The sequence below is a fragment of the Bradyrhizobium sp. CCGUVB1N3 genome (genome assembly GCF_024199925.1).
Classification (GTDB): Bacteria; Pseudomonadota; Alphaproteobacteria; order Rhizobiales; family Xanthobacteraceae; genus Bradyrhizobium.
In genome coordinates, this window is record NZ_JANADR010000001.1 from 2,885,455 (window position 1) to 2,911,615 (window position 26,161).

At 59.8% G+C, this 26,161-nt stretch carries 28 protein-coding genes; 11 read left to right on the forward strand and 17 right to left on the reverse strand.

Going from position 1 to position 26,161, the window contains the following annotated elements:
* Positions 1 to 106: 106 nt before the first annotated feature.
* A complete protein-coding gene (locus tag NLM33_RS13665; protein ID WP_254096561.1) occupies positions 107 to 328 on the reverse strand; it encodes a hypothetical protein in 222 nt (73 codons plus the stop codon).
* Between the two features lie 454 nt (positions 329 to 782).
* Between NLM33_RS13665 and NLM33_RS13670 the strand changes: the two genes are divergently transcribed.
* Positions 783 to 1,046 (forward strand): hypothetical protein, encoded by a 264-nt coding sequence (locus NLM33_RS13670; RefSeq protein ID WP_254096562.1) that lies wholly within the window; start codon positions 783 to 785, stop codon positions 1,044 to 1,046.
* 394 nt (positions 1,047 to 1,440) lie between these two features.
* On the opposite strand, the gene NLM33_RS13675 is transcribed toward NLM33_RS13670, so the two are convergent.
* Both NLM33_RS13675 and NLM33_RS13680 read right to left on the reverse strand, forming a co-directional pair.
* A complete protein-coding gene (locus tag NLM33_RS13675) occupies positions 1,441 to 2,607 on the reverse strand; it encodes a helix-turn-helix domain-containing protein (RefSeq protein WP_254096563.1) in 1,167 nt (388 codons plus the stop codon).
* A gap of 390 nt (positions 2,608 to 2,997) precedes the next feature.
* Positions 2,998 to 4,029 carry an IS110 family transposase gene (locus tag NLM33_RS13680; protein WP_254096564.1) on the reverse strand — a complete coding sequence of 344 codons (1,032 nt, stop codon included), beginning with the start codon at positions 4,027 to 4,029 and terminating at the stop codon, positions 2,998 to 3,000.
* A gap of 311 nt (positions 4,030 to 4,340) precedes the next feature.
* On the opposite strand from NLM33_RS13680, the gene NLM33_RS13685 reads away from it, so the two are divergent.
* Together NLM33_RS13685 and NLM33_RS13690 are read left to right on the forward strand one after the other, a co-directional pair.
* On the forward strand, positions 4,341 to 4,520 hold the full coding sequence (locus NLM33_RS13685; RefSeq protein WP_254096565.1) for a hypothetical protein: 180 nt from the start codon (positions 4,341 to 4,343) through the stop codon (positions 4,518 to 4,520).
* An 11-nt stretch (positions 4,521 to 4,531) separates the two neighbouring features.
* On the forward strand, positions 4,532 to 4,846 hold the full coding sequence (locus NLM33_RS13690) for a hypothetical protein (RefSeq protein ID WP_254096566.1): 315 nt from the start codon (positions 4,532 to 4,534) through the stop codon (positions 4,844 to 4,846).
* A gap of 783 nt (positions 4,847 to 5,629) precedes the next feature.
* Here NLM33_RS13690 and NLM33_RS13695 read toward each other — a convergent pair.
* The 6 genes from NLM33_RS13695 to NLM33_RS13715 all read right to left on the reverse strand — a co-directional run bounded on the left by NLM33_RS13695 (position 5,630) and on the right by NLM33_RS13715 (position 10,380).
* Entirely contained in the window at positions 5,630 to 5,860 is a 231-nt protein-coding gene (locus NLM33_RS13695; RefSeq protein WP_254096567.1) for a hypothetical protein, read from the reverse strand.
* A 43-nt stretch (positions 5,861 to 5,903) separates the two neighbouring features.
* Positions 5,904 to 6,734: a nodulate formation efficiency C protein gene (locus NLM33_RS13700; RefSeq protein WP_254096568.1), complete on the reverse strand. Its 831-nt coding sequence runs from the start codon at positions 6,732 to 6,734 to the stop codon at positions 5,904 to 5,906.
* Positions 6,735 to 7,201: 467 nt separating this feature from the next.
* Positions 7,202 to 7,669 (reverse strand): hypothetical protein, encoded by a 468-nt coding sequence (locus NLM33_RS13705; RefSeq protein ID WP_254096569.1) that lies wholly within the window; start codon positions 7,667 to 7,669, stop codon positions 7,202 to 7,204.
* 512 nt (positions 7,670 to 8,181) lie between these two features.
* A complete protein-coding gene (locus NLM33_RS13710; RefSeq protein WP_254096570.1) occupies positions 8,182 to 8,559 on the reverse strand; it encodes a hypothetical protein in 378 nt (125 codons plus the stop codon).
* Positions 8,560 to 8,562: 3 nt separating this feature from the next.
* The gene (locus tag NLM33_RS49250) at positions 8,563 to 8,688 is read right to left on the reverse strand and encodes a hypothetical protein (protein WP_256570526.1); all 126 of its coding nucleotides are present in this window, start codon (positions 8,686 to 8,688) and stop codon (positions 8,563 to 8,565) included.
* Positions 8,689 to 9,423: 735 nt separating this feature from the next.
* Positions 9,424 to 10,380: an ABC transporter substrate-binding protein gene (locus NLM33_RS13715; protein ID WP_254096571.1), complete on the reverse strand. Its 957-nt coding sequence runs from the start codon at positions 10,378 to 10,380 to the stop codon at positions 9,424 to 9,426.
* 103 nt (positions 10,381 to 10,483) lie between these two features.
* Between NLM33_RS13715 and NLM33_RS13720 the strand changes: the two genes are divergently transcribed.
* A complete protein-coding gene (locus NLM33_RS13720; protein ID WP_254096572.1) occupies positions 10,484 to 10,777 on the forward strand; it encodes a hypothetical protein in 294 nt (97 codons plus the stop codon).
* A gap of 223 nt (positions 10,778 to 11,000) precedes the next feature.
* On the opposite strand, the gene NLM33_RS13725 is transcribed toward NLM33_RS13720, so the two are convergent.
* The 6 genes from NLM33_RS13725 to NLM33_RS13750 form a co-directional block, all read right to left on the reverse strand.
* A complete protein-coding gene (locus tag NLM33_RS13725; protein ID WP_254096573.1) occupies positions 11,001 to 14,384 on the reverse strand; it encodes an adenylate/guanylate cyclase domain-containing protein in 3,384 nt (1,127 codons plus the stop codon).
* A gap of 97 nt (positions 14,385 to 14,481) precedes the next feature.
* Entirely contained in the window at positions 14,482 to 14,628 is a 147-nt protein-coding gene (locus tag NLM33_RS13730; protein WP_254096574.1) for a hypothetical protein, read from the reverse strand.
* Between the two features lie 113 nt (positions 14,629 to 14,741).
* Positions 14,742 to 15,011, reverse strand: a complete 270-nt coding sequence (locus NLM33_RS13735; protein WP_254096575.1) for a superinfection immunity protein — start codon at positions 15,009 to 15,011, stop codon at positions 14,742 to 14,744.
* A gap of 127 nt (positions 15,012 to 15,138) precedes the next feature.
* The gene (locus tag NLM33_RS13740; RefSeq protein WP_254096576.1) at positions 15,139 to 15,420 is read right to left on the reverse strand and encodes a DUF3489 domain-containing protein; all 282 of its coding nucleotides are present in this window, start codon (positions 15,418 to 15,420) and stop codon (positions 15,139 to 15,141) included.
* Positions 15,421 to 15,530: 110 nt separating this feature from the next.
* Positions 15,531 to 15,740 carry a hypothetical protein gene (locus NLM33_RS13745; protein ID WP_254096577.1) on the reverse strand — a complete coding sequence of 70 codons (210 nt, stop codon included), beginning with the start codon at positions 15,738 to 15,740 and terminating at the stop codon, positions 15,531 to 15,533.
* 877 nt (positions 15,741 to 16,617) lie between these two features.
* On the reverse strand, positions 16,618 to 17,112 hold the full coding sequence (locus NLM33_RS13750; RefSeq protein WP_371929942.1) for a papain-like cysteine protease family protein: 495 nt from the start codon (positions 17,110 to 17,112) through the stop codon (positions 16,618 to 16,620).
* Between NLM33_RS13750 and NLM33_RS13755 the strand changes: the two genes are divergently transcribed.
* Positions 17,076 to 18,205 (forward strand): IS3 family transposase gene (locus NLM33_RS13755; protein ID WP_254095161.1). Its coding sequence is split into 2 segments (ribosomal slippage): positions 17,076 to 17,328 and positions 17,328 to 18,205, totalling 1,131 coding nucleotides; the frame shifts between segments, so codons are not numbered across the junction. The genes NLM33_RS13750 and NLM33_RS13755 overlap by 37 nt on opposite strands.
* 543 nt (positions 18,206 to 18,748) lie before the next feature.
* On the opposite strand, the gene NLM33_RS13760 is transcribed toward NLM33_RS13755, so the two are convergent.
* Positions 18,749 to 19,240, reverse strand: a complete 492-nt coding sequence (locus NLM33_RS13760; RefSeq protein WP_254096579.1) for a group II intron maturase-specific domain-containing protein — start codon at positions 19,238 to 19,240, stop codon at positions 18,749 to 18,751.
* Between the two features lie 914 nt (positions 19,241 to 20,154).
* Between NLM33_RS13760 and NLM33_RS13765 the strand changes: the two genes are divergently transcribed.
* Entirely contained in the window at positions 20,155 to 21,369 is a 1,215-nt protein-coding gene (locus tag NLM33_RS13765; protein ID WP_254096580.1) for a methyl-accepting chemotaxis protein, read from the forward strand.
* A 459-nt stretch (positions 21,370 to 21,828) separates the two neighbouring features.
* Positions 21,829 to 22,053: a hypothetical protein gene (locus NLM33_RS13770; RefSeq protein WP_254096581.1), complete on the forward strand. Its 225-nt coding sequence runs from the start codon at positions 21,829 to 21,831 to the stop codon at positions 22,051 to 22,053.
* A gap of 153 nt (positions 22,054 to 22,206) precedes the next feature.
* Here the strand turns inward: NLM33_RS13770 and NLM33_RS13775 are convergent, their stop codons facing one another.
* Complete coding sequence (locus NLM33_RS13775) at positions 22,207 to 22,416, reverse strand: hypothetical protein (protein ID WP_254096582.1); 210 nt, start codon at positions 22,414 to 22,416, stop codon at positions 22,207 to 22,209.
* A 385-nt stretch (positions 22,417 to 22,801) separates the two neighbouring features.
* Between NLM33_RS13775 and NLM33_RS13780 the strand changes: the two genes are divergently transcribed.
* Genes NLM33_RS13780 through NLM33_RS13795 form a run of 4 tightly spaced genes read left to right on the forward strand, consistent with a single transcriptional unit; the run spans position 22,802 to position 26,120 of the window.
* Positions 22,802 to 23,233: a ParB/Srx family N-terminal domain-containing protein gene (locus tag NLM33_RS13780; RefSeq protein WP_254096583.1), complete on the forward strand. Its 432-nt coding sequence runs from the start codon at positions 22,802 to 22,804 to the stop codon at positions 23,231 to 23,233.
* 59 nt (positions 23,234 to 23,292) lie between these two features.
* Complete coding sequence (locus tag NLM33_RS13785) at positions 23,293 to 24,144, forward strand: site-specific DNA-methyltransferase (RefSeq protein ID WP_254096584.1); 852 nt, start codon at positions 23,293 to 23,295, stop codon at positions 24,142 to 24,144.
* Positions 24,071 to 24,559, forward strand: a complete 489-nt coding sequence (locus tag NLM33_RS13790) for a phage terminase small subunit P27 family (RefSeq protein WP_254096585.1) — start codon at positions 24,071 to 24,073, stop codon at positions 24,557 to 24,559. The genes NLM33_RS13785 and NLM33_RS13790 overlap by 74 nt, the downstream gene beginning before the upstream one ends.
* On the forward strand, positions 24,537 to 26,120 hold the full coding sequence (locus NLM33_RS13795; protein WP_254096586.1) for a terminase large subunit: 1,584 nt from the start codon (positions 24,537 to 24,539) through the stop codon (positions 26,118 to 26,120). The genes NLM33_RS13790 and NLM33_RS13795 overlap by 23 nt, the downstream gene beginning before the upstream one ends.
* Positions 26,121 to 26,161 lie beyond the last annotated feature (41 nt).

Sequence of the window (26,161 nt, forward strand, 5' to 3'; positions counted from 1 at the left end):
AACATCCCGAGCCCGCCTAGCATGACGGCCCCTGCAAGTCCGCGATGCTCATCCCATTGAAGCAAGGAGATGGCAACGATGAGCGCCCCGGTCAGTATTCATCCCTCTACCCGAGTCTCTCCCGCGCGATCATTGCGGACCAATTAAGCCCCTGCACGGAACCGAAGAAGCCGCGTCGCAGTTCGGTGCTCGGTTCCGTGCAGACGTCAAAACCTTGTGGGCAAAGCTTGCGCGCTGCTGCTTCGGCGTCTTCTAACTTCGAGTGCTGCGACGCAAAGGCCCATTGGCCCGGCCGGGGCATGCGCGCGAACTTGTAAACGTAGAACATGCGCCATCTCCGGGCTCGTCTCTACGCTTCGTTCTCGCGGCCAACAACTATGGGACTTGGTAGGCCGGTTCTCTCTTCTTTCGGCAAGGAATGTCGGCAAAACCCGCACGGCATGCCGAAGCGATCGGCTGACGTTCTCTGTGCAAGCCTCACCTGATTGTTTTGCCGCCGTGATGCTGATGTGGCCACCTGATTGCGGTGACATCAAAACTGCATGCTGTGGCTCACAATATGGAGTATGAATCCTGCGGAGGCTACCACCAAGCGGCTGATTACGTTGGGAGGTCTCGATTGCAGCGAAACGCAATTTGGCTGATGTATCCGCCGCCGACGGGAACCGCTTGATTGAAATTTACGTTGACGCTGCGAAAAATCGGGTCCATTCGTCGCGCGACGGCGAGCGGGCCAGTCGGTTGCCCAGATGACAATCAACCAGCAGCTCAAGCGCAGAGAGTTGGAGAAGCAGGCGACCGCGCTCCTACGCGGCGAAGGGCTTGCACCGGTTGGGCCGATTGGATTGATCGGAAAGCTTAGACGTCGCGAGACGGATAGCAATCTGGTCAAGCGAAACCGCCGGGAGACGGTGGTCGAGCTTCGCTCGCTGTATCAGCAGCTCTCGAAAGCAGCCCGCAGGACGCTGGCCAGCCGCTTCAAACAGCAGCGCATCGGCGATTCGACGCTCGACTGGAATGAGTGGCTCGCCAGAAATTTACGTTGACGACCGAGTCCGAGCCTGCGCTCGATTGCAGCACAGCTCGATGCCAGAGCCCAGCGTTCTCGGGTCGAGGCCGTGGTTTCATCTAGCACAGAGACTTGGATCAACCGGCTTCGGTCAACGGACGCCGGTTGTTTTTTGTACCGAGGGTTCGAGTCATAAATTTCGGTCATGTCCGCTTTGCTTCTAAAACGACGCGGTTGCTGCGAAGCAACGAATTTACGCGATGGGGCCAACTCCAGAATTATCCGGCGCGAGAGGAAGCCAACCGCTCGCGCCCGAATGGACGCGGATGTGGCAGATGTCGGTTCGGGTCAACAAGCTGAGGAGCGACGATCTCTTTAGTCTTCGAGCCCGCTGTGCTGTCAATTCTCACGGCCGATACGTTCGGTAAAAATTACGCCCATTTACCGCCAGGACCATAGCTAGGCGAATTGGGCGAACCAGCCGCATTCCAGATAGTGTCAAAGAGCGGCTTGAGGGCTCGGCAGTAATCCTTCTTCGGGCCGTAGGCCTCGATCGATACCGCGGGAAAAAGCAGGTCACTCTTTCGCACCGGCAACTGTGCGGACTGCCGACTTTCGCCCACGACGGTTGTTCCATGCATGCGAACGCCGCTTAATACGATGAGCATTGGTGGAACTACGCCCGCGTGCGAGAGTACGGTCATATAATCTTCGATTTTCTGCGAGATTTCGTTTTCAAAGTTAACCGCGTAAAGAAGAAAGGCTCCATCTGAGGGTGTGCGCACGTCGCCCGCGGCCGATTCGATGATTCCGCTTCGAAATGCCTGGACGTAGCCCGATAGGCCATTGGTTGGGTCGCCGCTAGTGGTGTAGAACCCGTCAGCATTGTATCCGATATTATATCCAGAACAGAAGATCGGCGGCAGATACTCGCGCTCAAGAAGACCTAGATCCAAAACGCCTTCCGAACTGAACGCCGAAAATGGAATTACGTGCAGAAGTACCCGGCCGCCCTCTCCACCGAACGGAAGCGGACCAGGGCCATCTGCAGAGTGGACCTCTTGCATTCGCTCTCGATGAAGCTCGCGTGCTCGGTCTAGCAGAGTTGCGCCTGCTAGAAACATCGATCGCATTTCATCAACGCTAGCCATATGCGCCCCAGCGGAATTCCTTGCGAAGATTAGCCGTGACTGATTGTGTACGACGGCATGCGGCTGGTTCCAGCTCTTAGGGACCCTTATGACTAGCGCACGCTGACCATTACCCAATGTAACAGCCCGCATCCGTACACCGACAATTCTGGGCTCCATGCGATCGCGGAGCAGGCTTTCGAGCCTTTGCTTTTCCTGATCGAGGTCGCCTTGCACTCCGATCACACCGGTTGGCACACCGCAATTCTCTGTCATCCCAATGATAATGTGCCCCCCGGCAGTATTCGCGAAGGAAGAGACGTCTTTCAGAAATTCCTTCTTCTCCGAATCGGAGGCACCATAAAGTGCGGCTTTGTAGTCAAAGAGAATTCCTTCGGCCACTCCATTGTCCACCAAGCTTTGCAAATCGCGTTCGTTAATGTGGTCGGGGTCAATTGGAAGCGCCATGTTCGTCGTTCTGACCGATCTCGCGCGGGGCATGCCACAGTTTCAAGATACGCGGCCAGTCGGAATGCCTGCAAGCACTAACTTTCAAACCGGCGATTCGTCGCTCATATGGGTCATGTGTGGACGACGCCCGCGTTGCAAGAAGAATCTGACGTTCGGCTTGCGGTCGGGTGCAAGTCATGTGTCCGGCCTGTTTGCGCGGCAGTATGACCGCTGGCCCTGATGTAGTCCGCGGATCGGGTCCCAATCATTTTCACGGGCTTTATGCCCATGACCCAGAAGCGGGTTGTCCCAATCGACGGCTCGACCGTTTCGCATCACGTCATCATCACCCTCGCAATTCGATTGTCTTGCTCCGCCGTCGCCTCACGCTCCCATTGCCAAGCCTCTTCAGGCGGTTGCAGCGAGCTCCGGCGCTCGATAGCGTCCTCCTTTGGCCATGATCGCCCAAGCGATGCGCGCCATCTTGTTGGCAACGGCAACGGCGACGAGCTTGGCCGGCTTCCTGGCCAGTAGCCTCATGACCCAGGGATGCTTTTGCGGATGCCGCCGGGCGTGTTGAACAACGGCTGTTGCACCGATGACGAGCAACCGTCGAAGATAGCGATCTCCCTGCTTGGAGATGCCGCCGAGCCGCTCCTTGCCACCCGTCGAGTGCTGCCGCGGCACAAGTCCGATCCATGCGGCAAAATCCCGACCGGATTTGAAGCCACTCGGGTCTGAGACAGTGGAAGCGATGGCCGTAGCCCCGATCACGCCTATCCCAGGCACGGTCTCGAGGCGGCAGCTCATGTCGTTGGCACGATGATGGGTGTGAATTGCGCGATCCAGAGCCCCGATCTGCGATTCCAGAGCAGCGAGTTGATCGACAATGGCCTGCAGCGCCTGTTTCATCGCGGATGGAAGGGCTTCGCGATTGCTCTCGTCTGTGATGATCGCGGCAAGCTGCGCGAGACCTTCGCGTCCCATCTCGGCCACCAGGCCGAACTCGGCAAGGTGGGCTCGGAGCGCATTGATCAGCTGCGTGCGCTGGCGGATTAAAAGATCACGCGTTCGATGCAACATCAGCAAGGCTTGCTGATCGGCCGACTTGATCGGCACGAACCGCATCGATGGGCGTGTCACGGCCTCGCAGATGGCGGCTGCGTCGGCAGCATCGTTTTTCGACCGTTTGACATAGCCCTTCACGTAGCTCGGCGGCATCAGACGCACGGTGTGACCGAGCTTGGAGACTTCACGCGCCCAATGATGGGCGGTTCCGCAGGCCTCCATACCGACCAGGCAAGCAGGAATCTTCCTAAGGAAATCGATGACCTGCTTGCGCCGCAACTGACGGGTGATGACGACCTTGCCCGCGCTATCCACGCCGTGCACTTGGAACACGTTCTTGGCGAGATCAATGCCAATGTTGCTTACCTGCATGCGGACGCCCCCCTCCGGTGATTTGTTGTTCAACGATCACCCTTTTGGCACATTCGATGCCGGGAGCGGGCGTCGTCCACCACATCATTTTCGACGGATTCATTTTCGACGGATTCAGCGGGAATTGTCGGCTGGTTGATGTCCGCCATGCCCCGAAAGCGCCGAAGCCAGAGAGCCGCTCCTTTGACGTCAACAACGCGCTCGAACCGTATCACTATGTTCGCGTTCACGAGTTTTCGCGACCTTTGCCGCATTGGGAGGAAGGGAGCGCGTGACAAGCGCCGCTCCGTTTATGGTCGAGAAGATCCGATATGTTCAGACGACTCGCCAACAACATCGTTGAGAGCCTGCGCACTCAGCCGCTCGTCCTTGCACTGGTCCTGGTCAACGTCATCGTGCTGGCGGGCTTTGCCTTCACGCTGCACGAGGTTGGCAAATCAATCGAGCGCAAGGACGCGATGCTGCAGAGCTGCGTTCTGCAACGAAAGTAAAGAGACGAGCCATGGCACTCGAGATTCTGAACGGCCCGATCATCGCAGCGGGCGAAGCGTTGTCCGACGGTGTGGACTGCAGCGCTGGCAGCATTATTCGCCTAACCATGCCGCCAGAGTGGGATGCAGCCAACATCAGCTTTCAAATCTCAAGTGATGGTGCTTTCTACAACGACCTGGTCAAGGGTCGACCGTGCGAAAATTTCCTGAAGGCGATTGCCTTCCTCAAAATCCGCTCTGGATCGCGCGACGCTCCGGTGACGCAGAGCGAGCAGCGCGCGTTCGCTATCGCCATCGAGCCCGATCCTGTCAGCGGCACGCGATAGGCGCGGCTCGCGACGACGAGAAAAAGGCCCGGATTGCGCCGGGGCCTTGCATCACTTCTTTCAGGAAAACTTCGCTTCCAGCGGTTTGACAATTCCCGGCGCCTAGCCACCGACGCGATCGGTTGCTCGCGCGGCGCATGGGCTGGTTGGGAAAGCGGCAAGCAGCCGGTCCCGAAATACATCTCGCTCGCCTGCGCGTAGCGCTATCGCTCGGGGCGGCCGATGACGCTGACCGAGATCGAGGCCCGCGGTCGAGGCGATCCGCAAGGCGGATCACTTCACCGCTTCGCTGTTCCTCGGGAGTGGCCAATACCGCATCGAGAAGCGGCCCACCGTACTCGCCGCGATGCATGCCGTGCGCGAGATCGAGAACGATCCGGCCGCCTTCACGCGCCGCGCGATCATTTACGTCCATCGCGCCCGACGGCCACGCCACGCTGCTGACCGCCGCGCTCATCGAGAAACTACTTTCCCTCAAATCGAAGGTGTCCGTTTAACACCCACAAAGGGCACAAAGGCGGACATCACAGTCGCCAGGAGGAGCGCAAGTGCAAATCGCGCGAGAGCTGACATAGTTGGCTCTATGCGAGCCCAAAGGGCGGTTACAACAGGAATATTGCGGCGCTTTCGCGACTTAAGAGGCTGAAGTCTGAAGTCGCCTATAGGGTCAATCGCGACGGTTTTGCCCGGTCTCTATTAGGGTCCCGTCCACCGCTCACAACCGCCATTCAGGCGACAGGCGGATTTCGTCGCAAAAGGGGCCACGAGCTGACGCCGTCGCTCTTACTCCGGTTCATCCTCAAGCCAAGAATGGATGCCTGAAGACGGAATGAGCCGTTTGGGTAAGTGAGGATTGATTGTGCCTGCGAAGATCGCCAAGCCTTCTTCAAGCATCAACCGCGTGAACGCCTTGGCTTCTGCCTCGGTCGCAAAAGTCTTCGTCTCGCGGGGGCTGCGCTGCTTGGGCAGGACGCCGCGCTTGCGCTCAAACGTGACGTACCAAGTCGGTGTCATAGTCCATAATTGACGGCCCGCGCCGCAAGCTTGTTTGCTGCGTTCATTTTGCCAATGTCTTTCGGGCTGGCTCCAATGCTTCCTGGTCCTTCGGGTTTGCAAGCTCAAACCAAGAGCCGGGTGCAGACGTGGCGATAAGCTTGGCAAAGAAGGATTGCGGCTCCCAATCCTGCCCTTCTCGCTTCTCGAAAATGATGATTCCGTCACGGGTAAAATAACTAGGTCCGGCAATATTGCAGTCGACCGAAAGCTCGACGTGCCACAGGTCACCCTCGGCGGTTTGCTGCTCGTCTATTTTCGGCGAGTTGTACACTTCAACAGGATCGCCGATAGTGCAACGGCCACGCCGCAGAAGATCGCCCAGCTTGCCTTGCGCCGTCGTCACGAAGTTGAAGTTAGCGGGATCATGCAGAAAGCGACGGTTTGCGCGTCTTTCGTTGTTCGCTACCTCGTCAGCAACAAGAGAGAGTGCGAACGCTTGCCAGCCTAGTTCCATCGGTTTCGCATGCGGAGCCACAAGTTTCATTGTGCCATCGGGTGCGACCTCCCAAGTGACCGTATATTCGTCCTTGGTTTTATCCGACCGGTGTTTCGCCCATGAAAAGACAACGGGCTCGCCAGCGTCCGTCTTTCGGCCAACCTCCCATCCCCTGGGAATGAAGTGGGCTACCGTCGACACCTTGGCAAAGATTTCCTCCGCCGTCTCACCATCCTGCGCTCGCCAAGTTGATCTAACCTTGTCGATCTGAGGGTTGTCATCCGCACGGGCGCCATCGCCCTTACCAGCCAGCCCGCCGGTCAAAACCAGCCATAGAGCAAGTCCGACACAGCCCCCGAGCCCGAGAGCGAACCAAAGCATGCGTCTATCAATCATTCTCTCTTACCCCACGCAGCCAGCCTTACATTTCGCGTCGCATCGTATTTCCGAAGAGACCCGCGACGCACCTATCAAGGTTGGTTGGTCACAATGCCGCTGCGTCTGGAGTGAAGGCCTGTCGGGCGGGTGATATACGGCTCGGGAAAGCCACTTTCTTGCGAGAAACTAAAGGCCCGAGAAACCAAAGGCCGAAAACGCCACCGCCAAATATGCGCGAACTGGGCGATCCCGCGATCCCGCCTGACGAGGCAGGCCTCAAAGTACCTTAAGAATCGCTAGGCTGTGCGAACAGCCGGTCTTGGTGATAGGCGGTGGATTGCTGAGCACTGTCTGGGGAAGGGCTATGCGCATCAACCGACGTCAATCGTTTGAATGCTTTAGCCAATCGAACCAAATGCACGTTGGCGCCACGCCGAGGCTAGCCGTATAGCGATAGCGCAGGCGCCAGTGCAGCCCTCGCTCGTCTACTTCTTTAGAAGTACGGCTTCTTGCTTCTTCTGCATCGGGATGGTCGTGCTGTAATACGGCCAAATGTAGGGGCCTCCGGCACCTTGATTTAGGTCTTGATTGATCGGTTCATACCCGCTGATAGCCGGCGGTTTGGATTGCTGGGTCGGAAGCAGTTGCAGGGCTGTGATGGGTTGCTTGCCCGACTCGTCGTTTTTCCAGACCATGTAGATGAACCTCCCACCTGCTCCTTCTTTCAGATCTTGACCGGTCCAATGCCAACCGGGAGGCGGATTCCTTTGCGCTTCGTCATATGCAATGAAATCGACAGACGTCACCGGATTACGGTCACCAAGAGTATAACCGATGTAAATGTACTTCCCTCCCACGCCTGTATTCGTGTCGACGAGCAGGAAATCCCAAGGCGGCTGATATCCTGGCCCAGGATTGTCATCAACTTGGTTCGTCAGCTGCTGGATTGCCATTTTAAGTGCTCCATTTGCTTTGTTGTGGATCTCCGCGCCGCGAGCAGTCCTCGGTTCGATAGCAGGGCAAGCAAGTGCCGCGCCAATCAGAGAACTCATTTTAGAACAGTACGATCCTCTGAAACCGCTGTGTTTCAGTTCCCGACTTGTCGAAGATCCGACACCGCAATGCAGAAGTGGAGCGCACCAATCACGATCATCGCCGGGCGCCCGAGCCTTGTCAGTCCTTGTAAGGCGGGATGCCGGGGCTTTCCCCCGTGGCTTTACCATTTCGCTGGGAACCACTAAATTTCACGTTCTAGCATTGCTTCTCTCGGTGAACTCCGTTCGGGGGAAGCGTTTATGGTTCGTCTCAGGTGGGAGGGAGACGATGCCGAACCCCCGGTCAAGAGATGGGCATTATTCACCGATTAGTTCGAGACGCCGCGATGGAGCCCGAAATGGTCAGCCGCATCAGGGCGGCTTACAAGCAAGCGCTCCATACCCTTTGCGTGAAGGATGGTGACGATCCGCTAACGGAAATGATCGCGAGGAAGGTCATCAAGATTGCACAAAACAGTGTCCGTGACCCGGCGGAAATCGCGGCCCTTGCGATCGGAGAGCTTGAACTTCGGTAAGGCGAACACCGCCATCTGTGCAAAGCTCGGCAGCCGTGAGGGACCAACAGCCGTGCCCTTGCGGGCGCGGGCCTTGTCTAATTCGAGTAACTCGATCTCGAGCGCTTGATCCCGGTAGCCGAGGGAGATCAGCGCATTGTGGGCGTCAGGCCATGACATCGCGCGTGCGACGTATTGCTCGACGAAGTTGCGATAGTAGGCGCGCCACCGCCCGAAGTATTCAGGATCGAGCCGATTGACAGCCCGATCTCGCACAACGCGCTCGATCACCACGGCTTAATCCTTGTAAGGCGGCACGCCCTGGGTGGTATCTTCCGCCGCCGTCTGCCGCTGTTCGGTGTGATCCGCCGGCGGCTTTTCCGCATGCCGCCGGTCCTCGTCCTTTTTCGGCTTGCCCGCCATAGCTTCCTCCGTGTTAAGGGCGTGGACTCGTTAGCGCGAAGCCATAGCCTGATTGACTCAAGCTGAACGAACCCGAGGTAGTTCGCGGCGAGTGAGCTGCCATTGCGCTGGCCAACAAGCTCGCCGGCATCGCATGGGCGGTTCTCAACAAGTGGCGCGCCTTCGCATGCGACAAGACCGATGCGATGGCGTACCGCCCAGCCTGATCCTCGCGCCGTGCTCGGGGCCGTCAAGACGTGACCTGGCAGCATGGAAGCAAGAGGTAAGCCTGTGCGACGGCCAGCCTTGACGGCCCCTTCCGCGCGGCCCGTTCTGCCGCGCACGCCGGGACGAAGGAACAACCGCCAGGCGCGAACAAAGGAACAGCCATGAAATGAGGAGAGACCCATCGACGATGTAATCTTACCCGCCGAGGTCTGCGAGAAGATAAGACGAGTATGGAGGATCGGTCTTCTCGGCGCATCCGAACACTGGTGACCCGAACGGCCCGGTCGAGGCCTGACCGCTAATCAGATCGCATGCGCGCTGATATCCATGATGGTCCGGAGCAACGCTCCAAACAGAGGCCGGATACATTGATGCAAGACCGCTTCACCGCCAGGTCGTCGAAATCTTCTTGCAACGCGCGGCCGGACCATAATCCGGTCAAATGGCGAAGAACTCAACGAGACCAAATCTAGTCCGCTTTTCCGCGCTGAGCGGACTCAACGAGAGGTGCCCCACTTCGTTGCAGACTCATTCAATCACCTCGTCGACGCTCACGAGCAAAGACGGCGGGATGGTGAGGCCAAGCTTCTTGGCTGTCCTCATGTTGACGGCGAAGTTGAGATGGGTGGGACCTTGAAACGGTAAATCGGCCGCTTCCGCGCCATTGAACAGGCGCTCCACATAGCTTGCCGCCTGTTGCTCAAGTTCTGCAATGCTCGGGCCATAGCCGATCAGAAGCCCGCCTTGAGCGGCCTCGCGGGAGCCTCCAATCGTCGGCAATCCGGCTTTCACCGCAAGCGCGCCGAGTTTTTCAAGGTCGCGGTTCAGCTCCGGGGTAGGCTCGATCATGAGGGCTTCCACGTCAGAACTGAGCATCGCATCAAACGCGGCTGCATACTCGTTCGGGCTCTCGACCCAGATTTCGACCAGTTCCAGTCCGGTTTGGGCAGCAGCCTTGCGCAAGGGCGCGAAGCCGGCTTCCACGATCTTACGATGAGCGGAGATCACCGCAATTCGATGCACTGACGGCAAGGCCTCATGAAGCAGGGACAGCCGCTTGACCTCAAGTTCCGGGGCGATCAGGCAAACGCCCGTGACGTTGCCGCCCGGATGCGCCCAACTCTCGGCAACACCGGCGCGGACTGGGTCTGCGCCCATTGGTGCGGCGACAATCGGAATTGTGCTCGTTGCTGCGCGAGCAGCATGGACCGACCAATCGGAAGAGGCAATAATGACATCGGGTTTTTCGCCAACCACGGCCTGCGCCAGTGCTGGCATTTGCTCCTCCGTACCTACGCGAAAATCGACAACTAGATTGCGGCCTTCGACGAAGCCGCGGGTCGCCAAATAGGGCAGCGTGACAGATCGGATAGCGCCACGGTTGGGGAGCGAGAGCACACCTAAGCGCCAGACGCGTTCCGCAGCTTCCGCGTATCTCGGCAAAAGCGTCGCCAGCACCACGCAGAGAAGCACAGCCCGCATCATTTAACACTCTCCTTTGTGGCTCGCGCTACAGCCTAGCGCTCCCCGCGAGAAATGTCCGCGTTGTGTCATTTTCGACGTTTCAGCGGGCATTGTCGGCTGGTTGATGTCCGCTTTAATCTCGAAAGCGGCGAAGCCGGAGAGCCGTTCCTTTGAGGTCAACAACACGCTCGAACCATATCACTATATTCGCACGCTGTACGAGTTTTCGCGGCCTTTACCACTCGTCGGCGCAAACCTCGCGCGGATCATTTTTGCTGGCGCGATGCTGCTGACGGCTATCCTGATCGCGGCGACGTCAAAAGGTCCGTTGATTCGTGGGAGCCCGTCGCACTCGCGTGCCGGGCGGAGGAGCCGTCCACAACATTCTGCCCTGAAAAGCCTGGTGTTTTCGTCCTGACACGCCTTGGCCGTTTCCCGGCCCATTCTCGCCAAAGCCGGGACAAAAACGGGCAGAGGAAGGCGACTGGCGCGCTTTTGAGGGTGACGGCCCGTAACCCGCCGAGCGCATCCCTGGGGCTTCCAATTGGCTCGCCCGGTTAACAGCGACGCGAGAGCAGACATTCCGGGACCGCCGCTTTGGGCCCAATCAGCGACATTTCCCCTGTCGATCGCGAGCGCCTTCACGTCGCCAGTTCGGCAAGCAACGCTTGGGCCTCTTTCAGATCGCGCGTGTCGAACCCTTCAGTGAACCAGCCGTAGACCGGAGCAAGTAATTCACGAGCTTGCCGCGGCTCGCCCTGGGAGCGCCAAAGACGGGCGAGGCTCATTGCGGCGCGGAGTTCCCAGGATCTGGCCTGTTGTTCGCGGGCGACCGCAAGGGCGCGCTCGAAATAGCGTTCTGACTTCGCAGCGTCGCTATCTGGCGAGTTGACCGCGACTTCGCCTGCTACGCGATTGACCTCAGCCTCGTACCAGCGTTCATCGGTACTTTCGACCGCCATCATGGCTTCGTGGATACAGCGTTCGGCATTGTCGAACTGACCGACTTTCAGATAGGCGCTGGCAAGATAGGACAGATCGGTCGGCACCCGTAAGGTCGAACCGGTTGATCGCCAGGCGTCGAGGCTGGAGCGGATCATGCTGACAGCGTCGACCGCGCCGCCGACTTCAGCTAGGAGGTAGCCTTGCGCTCGAATGCCATTTGCTTTCCAAAAAGACGTGCCCTTCTCATTCGCCAAGACGACGAGTTCGTCCGCCTGCATTTTTGCTACGGCGTACTTTCCGCACCAAATGTGGGGAAGGATTGCGTAAAATAGGGCCCACATCAAAGTGGCGGCTTGGCCAAACTCGCGTGCATTCTTTAGACTGTCCTCCACACTTGCGAGCGCCGCATCTGGATAGCCAAGCAACCAAAGACTCCAAGATCTAAAGCACAGAGCGGCTACCGCAGCATCGATGGAAAAGTGCGTCGCCAGAGAATGGTGCACGGCCGGGTCATAGAGCGCAAGCGCCCGATCGTAGTGTGGCAAGCTCCCGGCGATGTCTCCCGTGGTCATGAGGGAGACGCCAGTGAGGCGGCTCCCGATCAAGAGTGGAACCGTGGAGGGGCTTTTGTCAGCCAGCGTCAGGAACTGACGAGCAAGCTCGCGCATCGCCTTACCATTGAAGTTGGCGTAGTGATGGACCCAGAAGCTATAGAGTACCGAGAACAACAAGAGGGGGTCTTCAGGGTGCTCTCCAAGCATTTCTGCCTGCTGGATTAGCGTGTGTGCCTGTTCCGCCGCAGCCCTGGTCTCTGGCGCCGCGTAACCCCTCACGTGAATAAGCGGCGTAATAAGCGCCACCTGAAGTTTGATTTGCTCACGGCGCAGCGCGGGCGTACTCGGTAAACTGGCTATCTGGTCGAGCGCGCGGGTGAGTTGCTCAATGGCTTCAACCAGGGCGGACTTCTGGAGCGACCGTTCCCCTGCCTTGCCCCACCATTCGAGCGCCGCTTCGGTGAGCCCCGCTTGTGTGAAGTGATGCGCCAGCAGCTCGGGCGCGGCGGCACAGGTGGTGGCAAAATTATCACGTAGCGCTTCGGCGACGCGTCGGTGCAAAACCTGGCGTCGGCTCTTAAGCAAATTCTCATAGGCAGCATCCACAATAAGAACATGCTTGAAGCGATATTCAGAGTCCGGCGGCAGGCCTTGCACACGTAGAATGTCGGCCTCGACGAGCCGTTCGAGCGCCGTCTGAAGCGGCACGTTTTCCGTCCCGGCGACGGCGCGAAGGAGCCGATAGGAAAAGTCGCGCCCGATCACGGCGCCGATCTGCGCCACCTCGCGCGCTGCGCCCAGCCGGTCGAGCCGCGCGGTCAGCGATTGTTGTAGTGTCGGCGGGATCGCATGGATGTCACCATGCTCGCCGCGCTCCAGTAGAAGTCGTGTCACTTCCTCAATGAACAGCGGCACACCACCGCTGCGCTCGGTCACGCGGTCCAGCACTTCCTTCGGCAGCGCGTGGTAAGCGGCAAGCTGACCCACCATATGGCGGACCTGCGAGCGATCGAGCGGAGCCAAGCTGATTGTGCTGTGATGCGAGCGCGTGCCCCAGGGCGGTCGGAACTCCGGTCGGGCGGTGATGAGAATGAACAAGGGCGCAAGTGCCCCGCGCTCGGCGATGCCGCGCAACAGCTCGAGCGTGGTAGGATCAGCCCAATGCACATCTTCAAATGCCAGGACCAACGGCTGGGTTCGCGCGCCGGCCATTGCCCAATTGGTGAGTGCTGTCAGCTGTCGGCGCCGCAACACCCCTGGCTCCAAGGTGCATGCACGGGTCTGCGGCATGGGGATGTCCAATAGGGGCGCCAATAAGGGGGCATTCTCGACCGGGTCAAGCTTCACCAGTTCCAGCGTATTTTCCAGGTCCGCGAGACGTTGCTCGGCGGGGATGTCGGCGCCGCCGAAGCGCTGGCGGCCCCAATCGGCGATCGGGTGCAGCGGCGTGTTTTGCGAAAGCTGCGAGCAGCTCCATTCTGTCCAAGTGTGCGGCACCTCGCGCAGCCGGAGATGGAATTCCTCGATCAGGCGGGATTTTCCCAATCCCGGCTCGCCCACGATCATCACCAACTGCCCGTCGCCCTGCCGCGCCCTCTCCCAGCGCCGCATCAACGTCGCGATCTCTTCCTCGCGCCCCACCAACGGCGTGAGATGGCGCTGTCCCCCGCGGCGCCCGCCACCACTCGCCCGCACGAGCCGGTATAGCGTCACCGGCTCCCGCACGCCTTTAAGTTCATGGCTGCCGCGTTCCTCAACGACGAACAGACCGGCGACCTGGTGCTGCACCCGCGCCGTCATTACTACCGTACCTGGCTCCGCTAGCGCCTGCACCCGCGCCGCAATGTTAGGCGCATCACCGTAAATCTCACCCGCCGCATCGACCACGACCGCGCCAGTTTCAATGCCGATACGCGCGTTAAGCGCAGGCTTGCCAGCAGCAGTATTCTTGCGGTTCACCTCGGCGAGCCCGCGTTGGATCGAGAGCGCAGCCCGCGCCGCGCGTTCGGCATCGTTCTCTTGCGCTACCGGATAACCGAACAGCACCATGAGCCCGTCGCCCAACTTTCTGGCGATATGGCCGCCCATCTCGATCGCCGCGGCGCAAGCGGCATCGAGATAAGCGCAGACGAGGTCGCGCCACTCCTCGGCATCGAGCTGCGCGCAAATGCTGGTCGAACCGACGAGATCGCAGAACATCACCGTGACATAGCGGCGCTCGCCGCGGACTTCAGCCGCGGCGGCGCTCGGCAGCGGTGTTGCGGTCGGGATCGGCTCTGACGCCACCGGTGTACAGCGCGGCGCTGCCATCATCTTGGCGCGCGCAGCTGGTGCGTTTTTCTTAATACCGTCGATGTCAGCAATCGCGCGCAACATTTTTCGGCGATCGCCAAGGACGACACCAATATCTTTAAGGTCCTGATCAGTCAGTTCGCGAAGGACGGAGAAATCAACGCGGTTTTCAGCAAAACGCTGAGCATACTCGGACATACCGAGCTTTTCGAGCCAGTCGGCAATTTGCTGCATCGCGGCCCCCGACCTGACGCTATCCCGGGTTGAACCGACGAAAGTCTACCACACGCGGCGAACCTGTTGCAGTGCTCGCAGGGGGTACATGTCCGGGTCAGTGATGTGTGCGAGCGATATGCATCAGAAACTTGACCGCCACGTACACGAGAATTGCGCCGATGCCCCATGACGACCACACCGGCGTTTTGCGTTCTGGCTCTACGCCGTTCTCGCGTAGCGACTTTTCATTGTCGTCACTCATGATCATCCCCCAGGAGGGACGGCAGCAAGCGCCGCCCCTGGTGGTATCAGTTGCAGGTGCAGACCGTGATGTAGCCGCCCGAACCGTTCGGCACTTGTTTAGAAGAGCGTAGCTCATGTGATCCTCCGCTTCACCGCTGTAGCCGCCCAGACCAGGGAGGCGATCCAGCCGCAGAACGTCCAGCCCAAAAAGAGATTGAGCAGAAAGATCGCCAGCGTGTTGCGATGCCGCCGCCCAAGCGCGATCAGCGTCGGAAAGAAGTAGCAGCCGATCAGGATGGCCAGGACGATCAGGCCCATGAACGGGTCGCCGCCGCTGCTGCTGTCCCCGGCAAAAGCCGGGGTCGCCGCAAGCAGCGCAGTTATCGTGAGTGGTAGTCTCATTTCCGTTTGCTCCATTTTGCTTTGATGAAGCTGGCGAAGTGCCAGCCAGCCTGTGCTGCTGCGATGGCGATCATGAAACTGACCACCATCGCGGCAGTGAATTCGTCGGGGATCACGCTGGCGCGCCTTACGCCAGCTTGTATGAGGTGACGCCGTCCTCGCGGGACCGCTCGACCTTCGCACCGCCAGGCAGGCGGGTGACCGCGGCGCGCAGCGTGTGCGCCTGCCAGCCGAGCTTCGAGCACAAGGCCTCGACCGTCGCGCCGCTCTTGAGCAGCGTCATCAACTGCTCGGTCTTGGTGCCCGCCTTCGGCGCGCCAGACTTGGCGGCCGTCTTCTTGGCGCTGGACTTCTTGGCGACCGCCTTCTTAGCGGGAGCCTCCTTCGCCGTTTTCTTCTTCGTAGCCATTTCAACTTCTCTTGTTTTGCGGCGACCGGAATGGTCGCCCCGTACTGCCCCGAGCCCAGAGCCCCTTTCGGGTGCTGGGCGTGTGGGCAGCCAGGAGGCTGCGGCTTCGGTTATCGCGCGAGCTTCACGCTCTTGGCCCAAGTGTTCAGGGCCTTGATCCAAGCGTCGTATTGGACCTGCGTCGCCTTGCCGGAAAGCAGGGCCTTGTCGGCGCGATCCATCAGGCGTTCGATGATGCGCTCCAGCCGGTCTTCGGTTGGCTTGTCGGTATCGCAAGCCGGAAAGATCGACAGGTGCATGCCGTAAGGCGAGTCAAGCATTCGGTTTCTCTTTCGTGGTTTCGCGCCTGGCGTTGTGCGCCGCGCCGTTTCGTTGCCCGTACATCGCTCTGCTGCGCGCCGACATCCAGTCGAACCGTAGCCATGGCATTGCGAAGGTGCTGCAGAAGCAGCAATGGAAGTGCTGGCAGCGTTTTCCATTCCCGAAGGGATTGCCTGCCTGGACCGTAAGCCCCAGGACTACGGGCCCGACCGGTTAGGCATTCCCTGGGCCACAGGCGGCCCGTGCGGCGCGCTGCCCCATCAAGGCGGAACGAGCGCGCGTGTGGCCAAGCGTGCGGCTCGGCAGAGTCGTTCGGAACTAGGCGGCAGTCGGCGGAACCAGGCAGCGCCCCAGGGTTCCGGCTCAATAGACGAACATTCCCCATTCGGTCAGCCCGGTTCCAAGGGGACCCGCGCAGCGCCTGATAGCAAGGACCGCGAACGCTCGACTTCCGAAAAGCAGTACCGGTGCCGCGCCGAAACTCGCCCTAACCAATTGAAGTCTGCGGGGAATGTCTTTCTCCGGGCGGGGGGGGCGGCACCGGAAATCCTAAAGAAACCCATTTCCGAGCGCGGCGGCGCTCCAATTTTAGCGGCCGCTCTTCCGAAAATTCGGGAAAGAAAAACATTCTTTCGGCCAAAAAGCTTTAGGTTTTCAATGGATGGTGGCAGATCGAGAAATGGCATGGACCAACTTAGCGGGTCCCTAGGATCGGCTAAGTGGGTTCCTTTAAGTCGAAATTGTCAGCGGTATTGTCTGCGCCTCGTTCTGGAACCAAGGATCGTGACAATCATGCAATTTCGGAGCCATTGAGTGTATGGGGAAGGCGGGGATAGTCTTGGCTCGCCCTTCCCAGTCCTGCTTGCGGCGGAGCGTTCACAGCCAATCGCGGTTCTTGACGAAAAGCTCGTCGAGCTCAAGATCAAAGAAGCCAATTTCCGCACGCTCTGGGGTTGAAGGATCATTCAAGTGTAGCGTCAATTCGTTCACGCCGGTCAGTACCACTACATGCTTATCCTCCTCTGCTAGAGTTACCGCAGCCCAGATCGGCCCTCGCCTCTGCAACGTCTCGGCGATAAAATCGCGCGTAAATCCGCCAGATGGCTTTACGAGCCTCTCCAATCCTTCGATCGAAGCCAAATAATGAAAACAGTCTCGGTCGAGGCCTGCGTCGTCCCGCCAAAGCGCGGGCAAACCCAGGCGGGGCCCCGGGCGAAAGTAATAGGACACCATACAAGCGGAAGCAAGAGCTGGCTCCGCAAATTCGGACAGTAGCTTGAGTGGATTTTCTGCCTGAGAGCGGCGAGGCTTCTTGCCGCGAATCAGGAGCGAAGATGACGAAGAGGAGTCGCCGGACGCATTCTCCGGCATTCAAGGCAAAGGTGGCTTTGGCGGCCGTGAAGGGGGAGAAGACGTTGGCCGAGCTGGCGCAATTGTTTGATGTCCATCCGAACCAGATCACGACCTGGAAGACCCAACTCCTGGAAGGCGCCGCCGGAGTGTTTGGGCAGGACAACGGACCGGCCGAGGCGCCGGTCGATTTGAAGGCGTTACATGCCAAGATCGGCGAGCTTGCGTTGGAGAACGATTTTTTGTCCGGCGCGCTCACCAAGGCGGGCCTGCTGAGCGCAAAGCGATGATCGACCGCGACCATGATCTGTCTGTCGTGCGCCAGGCGAAGGTCCTGAACCTTGCCCGCAGTACGGTTTACTATGAACCTCGGCCGGTTTCGGCCGAGGACCTTGTCTTGATGCGCCGGCTCGATGAGCTGCACCTCGATTATCCCTTCGCAGGGGCGCGCATGCTGCGATCGCTGTTGCAGCGTGAGGGCATGCAGATTGGCCGCCGCCACGTCGCGACGCTGATGAAGCGCATGGGGATCGAGGCGATCTATCGCCGTCCGAACACGAGCAAGCCCGCACCGGGCCACAAGATCTACCCGTACCTATTGCGCGGATTGAAGATCGAGCGGCCGAACCAGGTCTGGGCAATGGACATCAGCTACATTCCGATGCGACGTGGATTCGTCTACCTCGCGGCGGTCGTCGATGTGTTCAGCCGACGGGTGTTGGTCCATCGCGTATCGATCACGATGGAGACGATATTCTGCGTCGAAGCGCTCCAGGAGGCGTTGGCGAAGCACGGCAGGCCCGAGATCTTCAACACGGATCAGGGTAGCCAGTTCACCAGCCTCGACTTCACCGGCGTGCTGCTGGACGCGAACATCGCCATCAGCATGGACGGCAAGGGTGCCTGGCGCGACAACGTGTTCGTCGAGCGGCTGTGGCGCACTGTCAAATACGAGGAAGTCTATCTGCGTGCTTACGACAGCGTGCTCGAGGCGCGAGCATCGATTTCCAAATATCTGGCGTTCTACAACCGAGGACGTCCTCACTCGAGCCTTGACGAACGCACGCCCGACGAGGCTTACTTCGGCGCGCAAACGATGGTGACGGCCGCATGATCGTCGCCAACGATTTTGCTGCGGCTCTGGTCGGGCTTACGCCCTCCCGACGCCACAGCAAAATCGTAAAGCCCCGCCTTCAGCATAACCCGGCAGGAATCCACTTAATTTTCGCGGGGCGCTGTCCAAACAACCGGGGCCAGCTCTGCATACCAACAAGCCCAACTCCCCCACGGCCGCATAATTCCGTGGTGATCTCGTCGCATGATCGGTTGACCATCATAGCCATGCTCTTGGCCGACAAGCGGAACCCTCAATTGTATGTTCACTGTGAGAGCTCCATGAGTTTAAGGGGAGCCGAGCAAATAGCGCGCCAAGCGCCCGCGAACAACTACGAGAAAAAATAGTCTCTCGAGGGCGCGGAGAACTGGGCCTGCATCGCTTCGCTGATCGAGACCTGCCTATGCCGATTGCGGCATAGACAGGTTTATGCCGCCCGCCTCACCGCAACGGACGATCGGCTACGGTCGAGTCGCCCGGGGGAATTTCACCCCCAGGCGCTCACGAATCCGGACGTGAAGCTCGCGCTTCATCCGGCTTCTATCATCCAGCCGTTGGTCTGATGCCGACTTTCCACAGATACAGCAGGCTTGGCGCTCGTTTTGCGAGACGTCCTAGCCAGTATATGGCCGCAGTTTTCCGGCGCTTGAACCTTTTATATTTCCCCATCACCCACCGGGTGAGCACCATGTTGACGTGACGAAGGACGTTGACGCACTCCGAGCGGTAATACCGCCCGTAGTAGTTCAGCCATCCTCTCGCGACAGGGTCGATCAGTTTGGCTAGGTCTTCCAGCGTTTGGTTGCTCCTGCTTGTCACCCGCCATTCGCGGATAGCCTGCCGGATTCCCTTGGCTGCCTTGCGGCTGATGGCCGGTGCGAAGCTGACAAACTTCTCACCCTTGCTGTCCCGAGCTTTGCGCGGCCGGAACGTGTAGCCGAGGAAGTCGAACGTGATTTGCTCGTACCCCCGCTCCGATTGTTGTCCTTGCAGTAGACGATCCGGGTTTTCTCCGGGTGGAGTTCCAGACCGCACTCGGCAAGGCGATTACGGATCGCTCCCAGTACCGCTTTGGCCTCCTCCTCACTCCTGCACCCCTCAGCGGTGCTGCCGCTTTCAGGTTCTCCCTTGGCATCACAACCCAGGTTCCCACGTTCCGTGTAAGAGCCTGCCATCAGGATCGCGCCGCCTCTACACCGGTCGTCACCCATCCGGTAACCAGGCTCCCGATAGGCTTGCTCCCAAGGAAGGGTTGAACCCTTGGTTTCGACAACGTCTGTACTGGTTTTCGATGCTTCATCGGCGGTTCGCTTCCGCTCGCCTTCCTGAGGCTTACCTGACGGGCTTGCGCCCGCCTGTTCCAACAACGCTCACCACCTCGACCGTTGTGTCGAAGCAGCTTGTGGTGGTTTGGACTCTGATCCTGCAATCCGAGCCCGAGGAGCCTACCCTCATCTCTTGCACAGCAAGGCTGCTTGAAGGTTTTAGGTCGATCTTCCTCCTTCTTCGCGCCGTCGTGGCGCACCAACCCCGACCAGCTCCGCCGATCGTCCGTTGCTCCACCCGCACCATCGGCCGGCCCAGATCGCGCACGCATATTGCAGCAGAGCTTTGAGGCTGCGTATGAAGCTTTTTCGGGAGCGGTGCACGTGGGGTATACTCAGCCATACAAAGGTATAACCGCTCAATAGCGGTGGATAGAACGGTGCGAAAGGGAAATCTTAATTTAGATTCGATACGACCACTTATGTCGGGTGCAATCGGCGGTTGGAATTATGTGGCACAATCGGATATCAAGTCTCGCCCTGGCGTTGTCTGTCCCGGTAGCAACAATTGCGGCTAATGCAGACGCGCTTTCACTTCACTTCTGGGGCGGGCTCCTTCTCGGCGGATTGATGTTGGTCCTTTCCTTCATGATGTCGGCGAGACGGGAGACGACAGGAATAACCTTGGACGAAGCGATGGCGATCACAGCCTTCGAGTCGATCAAGGATGGTATTACAGTTTATGATGCGGACCGGTGCGTGCTCGGCAACGACGCCGCAGCTCACATGCTCGGACTTTCCGGTAGAGAAGAATTGAGAGGATTGAGTATCGCCTCGCTTTCCTTGGATCCTCAGCCGAACGGCAAGACTGTTGCGCAGATGTTCGAAGAGACGAATGAGGTTGTGATGAGGTCAGGCCACGTCGCGATCGAATGGTGGCTTCGGCGCAAAAATCACACTTCCATCCCGGTCAGGATAAGTCTTGTCGTTTCGGCATTCAGAGGCCATCCGATAGTCGTGTGTGTTTGGCAGGACATAACCGATCTGGTTCGTATGCGCGAAGAGAGGCTGAGTCTTGCAGGGAAATTTGACAACGACGTGTCGCGGGTCGTCGACGTTGTGGCGGGCTCAATGCAGGACATGCAAGCGGTTGCATCAGAAATCACAGCTTCAACGGACGATGTCCGTCTTCGTGCTGAAGCCATGACAGGAATGGTGAAAAAGACTGAAGAAAACTCCACTGCCGTGTCTTCGGCTGCCCAGGAATTCTCGGCCTCGATTTCCGAAATCAGTCGACAAGTTTCGACCGCAGCAAATGTTTCGCAAACTGCGCGCGAAAAAACCGTACACGCCGAAGCAACATTAAGTGAGCTCGTTGCTTCGGTGACGAGGATCAGCAGCGTTGTCCAAATGATCGAGGGCATAGCCTCGCAAACCAATTTGCTGGCGCTCAACGCCACCATCGAGGCAGCACGAGCTGGCGAAGCGGGTCGAGGCTTTGCAGTAGTGGCGGGGGAGGTGAAGACTCTCGCTGCGCAAGCAGCAAAAGCGACGAGCGAGGTTGATACTCAGATTCTCGCCATTCAACGAAAAACGGAACTGGCGACTGCGGCGATGGGTGAGATCGCTGACATAGTCGAACAAGTGCAGGAGATCTCGAGCAGCATATCGGCGGCGGTAGAAGAGCAATCGATTGTGACTAACGACATCTCAAGAAGCATCACAAAGGTCAGTGCTGATATGCGCGAAGCGTCCCGAGATATCGACCAACTGAACGATGCGTCGCGCGCATCTGGCTCATCGGCGGGCCACGCTGTTGGAAAGATGATGCATTTGAGCAACAATATCTCTTCATTGCAGGCGCAAGTCAGCGACTTCTTGATCAAAATAAGAGCGTAGTACGGCGCGTTCGGTTCAAGCACGGGTCACGCAACCAACTCGCCATCAACATCTGCCGAGTTCGAGGTTGGTGCCGTCCGGGATGTGGTTGGAATCTGGAGTGGCGCAATCTCCGACTTCGTGAAGCTATCTGATTACACGGCGAGGTCAATTGTAAGCGGCAAGCTGAGAGTCTCTTTGCCGCTTACATATAAGCAAAGGTCGTTCGGACTACATCCTGCGACGGGTGCTAATGCCGTCGAGCGAGGGTTTTCTCGTAGAGCTGCAGTCGCTTGTCCATCTCTGGATCTAGTATGCGCGAAGACGCTTGCCGCATTTGATTGATCGCCTCGTCTAGCAAAAACTTTCCCCCGCCATATTTGCTGTTTCGACCGCGACATCGCAAAGAACGAAAAAAGAATACTTGTCGAAGCGATCAAATTCGGCATTCCTGCTGGCTTGCTCAATAGCAGCCTACCCATGGCCGAAGGCGATCCCATCCGCATCATCCCTCACCGTGGCGTCGACGATGACTGCGGCAGCCTCGAAGTGTGGTTCGCCGATGGACGGAAATCGGTCAGGTTCTATTGGGACAGCCTTGTCTCACGCCGTTTGAGCCCCAACACCTTCACGCGAGAGCAGGCCATCGAGAAAGCCACGGCGTTGGCGAGGGCTGAGCTGCACAAGCTGGACACCCCCGAGTGAGAGCCCCGCAAACGCGCATCAGCGGGCTCCGCAACGTGCTCGCCGAATGCGCCAGCAATCGGCGCGATCCGAACTCGCCCGCGACCGCGCGCATCCGGCCTATCGACCGGTCCAGGAACCAGTTCTGACCCGGACACTGGGCGGCTCGGTCGCTCAGAGATGAGCACGCGGCAATAGCCAGCTCATGATTTTCTCGTAGGGATCACGATGACTGTGGGCGAATGCATTTTCGTTCTCCTGGGCGGCGGTCCTGGCGAATTCAGAAATCGCCTCAATAGACTGCCGCCGCTCCTTCGGAAGCTTCGCCCATTGGCGAATGATCTTCCGGCGGGCTTCGCGTTGCTTTTCCCTTACGTCAGGCATCGGTACGCTCCTGAAGTGGTGGCTCGGCCAATAGCAGCCAACATGAACGCTATGCTCGTGTCCAGAGCGCAGTTTGGATCGCGATGAAATTGATCTCCGCGCGCTTTCAACGGGGGCTTGAAAGGCGGCCAGGGGAGCCGGAACGGTTCAATATGTCCCGCGACGCCGCGACCGCGCTGCGGCTAATCCTCTTACCGCCGCGCGCCCCCGCCCCGGCATAGGAGGATGGTCGGCGAACTTCGCGACCTGACGGGCGAGCGAGCACGGTCAGCACGGGTCGCTGACCGCCGAGCACATGAAGGCCGGAAGCCCACCATCACGCTGCTGACCGGCTTGGCGTGGTGGTCAGGCATAGTGATCAAACACATTTACTACCGAGGTTGTGATGCTGCTGGATACCCTCGCCACGCAGGGCGCAAATTGGCCCGCGTGGGCCACAGAACGGCGTCCGGTTGCGGCCCTGGTCCCCTATGCCCGCAACGCCAGGACGCATTCCGAGGCGCAGCTGCAGCAGATCGCGGCCTCGATCCGCGAGTGGGGTTGGACCACACCGGTCCTGGTCGATGAAGCCGGGATGGTGATCGCTGGGCACGGGAGGCTGCTGGCTGCCGAGCGGTTGGGGATACGAGAGGTCCCGGTCATCGTCGCTCGCGGCTGGTCGGAAGCGCAGAAGCGCGCCTACGTCATCGCCGATAACAAGCTCGCCGAGAACGCGGGCTGGGACGACGCGCTGCTCAAAATCGAAGTGGCCGATCTCACCGCGATGGGCTTCGACCTGCCGCTGATCGGCTTTTCCGACCGCGAGCTGGCGCGCTGACGAACTCGAACCCAAGACTTACAGATCCCGACGAGGTCCCTGATCTTCCGGCCGAGCCGTTGGCGCGGCGCGGCGATGTTTGGCGGCTTGGCCGTCACCGCCTGGTCTGCGGCGATGCGACCAATGCGGCCGACGTTGGCCGCGCGCTCGCGGGCGTGACGCCGCATCTGATGGTGACCGATCCACCCTATGGCGCGAACTACGACCCGAACTGGCGCGAGCGCGTCTATCGCAGCGACGGCACCAAGGTCGGTGCTGGTGCTCGCGGGCTCGTCCTCAACGACGATCGCGACGATTGGACCGAGGCCTGGCAGCTCTTTCCAGGCGACGTTGCCTACGTCTGGCACGGCGCGCTGCATGTCGGCGTGGTCGAGGCGAGCCTGATCGCAAGCGGCTTCCAGATGCGCGCCCAGATCATTTGGGCCAAGAGCAATTTCGCAATCGGGCGCGGTGACTATCACTGGCAGCACGAGCCGTGCTGGTACGCGGTGCGCAAGCACAAGATCGGGCACTTCAACGGGGCGCGCGATCAATCGACGATCTGGGAAATCCCCAAGCAGCAGTCGTCCGAGACCGGCCACAGCACGCAGAAGCCGGTCGAGTGCATGAAGCGGCCTATCGAAAACAATTCGTCCGCCGGCCAGGCGGTCTACGACCCGTTCTGCGGCTCGGGCACCACCATCATCGCCGCCGAGATGTCGGCGCGCGCCTGCCACGGCATCGAGATCAATCCGGCATACGTCGATGTCGCGGTGCTGCGCTGGCAGGCATTTACCGGCGAGCAGGCGCACCGCGAGAGCGACGGCCGCCGTTTCAACGACCTCAAGGAGTCCATCGATGCCTGCGCGAACGATCCCGACGCAGCTGAAACTGTTGCGCGGCAATCCAGGCAAGCGACCGCTTCGCACTGACGAGCCGCAGCCCGAGGTAGCGGCCAACCTGCCTGATCCGCCGCCCTTCATCACCGGCTACGCAGCCGACGAATGGTGGACGGTCGGCGCGGAGCTGCACCGGCTCGGCCTCTTGACCATCGTCGATGTCGCGCCGCTTGCCGCCTATTGCCACGCCTATGGCCAGTGGCGGATGGCGGCCGAGGCGCTGGCGCGGATGCAGAACAACGATCCGCTGATGAACGGCATGATCATCAAGACCAAGTACGGCGACGCCGCGCAGAACCCGCTGGTCTACATCGTGCGCAAGGCCGCAGCGGACATGGTGCGTTACGCCGCCGAGTTCGGCCTGACCCCTGCCGCACGCACCCGCATCAACGCTGGCGTCCAGGGCGAACAGTCGCAGAGCAAGTTTGCCGGACTCCTTGCTGGTTAAGCGCACGCCCCAGGGCAAGGCCCGCGCTAAGGCGGTTATCGACTTTATCGAGCGATTGACGGTGCCCAGCGGCACCGGCCAGGGCAAACCGTTCAAGCTCGACGCTTTCCAGAAGCTATTCATCCGCGCCATCTACGAGCCGCACATCGGTGTCAACCGCGCGGTGCGGCGGGCGATCCTGTCGATCGCGCGCAAGAACGGCAAGACCGCGCTCATCGCGGCAATCGTGCTCGCGCACCTGGTCGGCCCCGAGGCCATCGTCCACGGCGAAATTTATTCGGCCGCGAATGATCGCGACCAGGCGAGCATCGTTTTCAAGTTTGCGCGCCAGATCGTGGACCTGGAGCCCGAGCTGAAGGCCGAGATTGAGGTGATCCCCTCGACCAAAACGATGATCGGCAGGCGAACCGGCTCGGTCTATCGCGCGGTCAGCGCCGAGGCTGGGACGAAGCACGGCTATCTGCCGAGCCTGGTGATCTATGACGAGCTGGCCCAGGCCAAGAACCGCGAGCTCTACGACGTGCTGGATACCTCGTTCGGCGCGCGGCAAGAGCCGCTGTTCATCATCATCTCGACGCAGAGCAACGACCCTGAGCACGTCCTGTCGAAGCTGATCGACGACGGGCTGTCGGGCGTCGACCCCTCTATCGTCTGCCATCTCCACACAGCCGACGAGGACTGCGACCTGGACAACGAGAGACAGTGGGAAAAAGCCAACCCGGCGCTCGGCAAATTCCGCGACCGCGAGGACCTGGCGACCGCGATCCGCAAGGCGCAGCGCATGCCCGCCGAGGAGCCGAAGGTCCGCAACCTGTTTCTGAACCAGCGCGTTGCGCCGGTCGCCTCGCTAATCAGCCGCGCGGAATGGATGGCGTGCAACGGCGACGCAGCGCTGCAAGACGGCGAAGAGGTTTACCTGGCGCTCGACCTGTCCAGCGTCGTGGACCTGACCGCGCTGCTGGTCGGGTCGGCCAGCGACCCCTGCCGGATCGCGCCGTACTTCTGGAAGCCGCGCGATCACCTGAACGAGCATTCCAACCGGGACTTCGGCGCATCGAGCCGCCGTTACCAGGAATGGGCCGAAGCCGGTCACCTGTTGATCAGCCCCGGCAGGACAATCGACCCCGAGGCGATAGCTCTCTTCATTGCCGGGCTGACGCAGCGCTATCGCGTGAAGCGCCTGGCGTATGACCGCTGGCGCATCAACGACTTGCTGCGCGAGTTCGACCGCATCGGCCTGCAAGCCTATCAGGACGGTGACAAAGGCGACGGGCTGCGGCTCGTCCCGTGGGGCCAGGGCTTCAAAGACATGGGCCCGGCCATCGACGCCGTCGAGCTGGCGATCATCGAGCGCAAGCTGCTGCATCCGAACAATCCGATCCTGAACTGGAACATGGCGAATGCCGTGGCCATGATGGACCCGGCTGGCAACCGCAAGCTCGACAAGGACAAGGCCCGGTTTCGCATCGACGGCGCGGTGGCGCTCGCCATGCTGCTCGGCCTGCGCTCGCGCGACCGCACCACGACGAAGCCGGTCGATATTGAAGCTCTCATAGGCTAGGCACATGCCGGGTAAGATCGATCTTGCTGGACAGCGGTTCG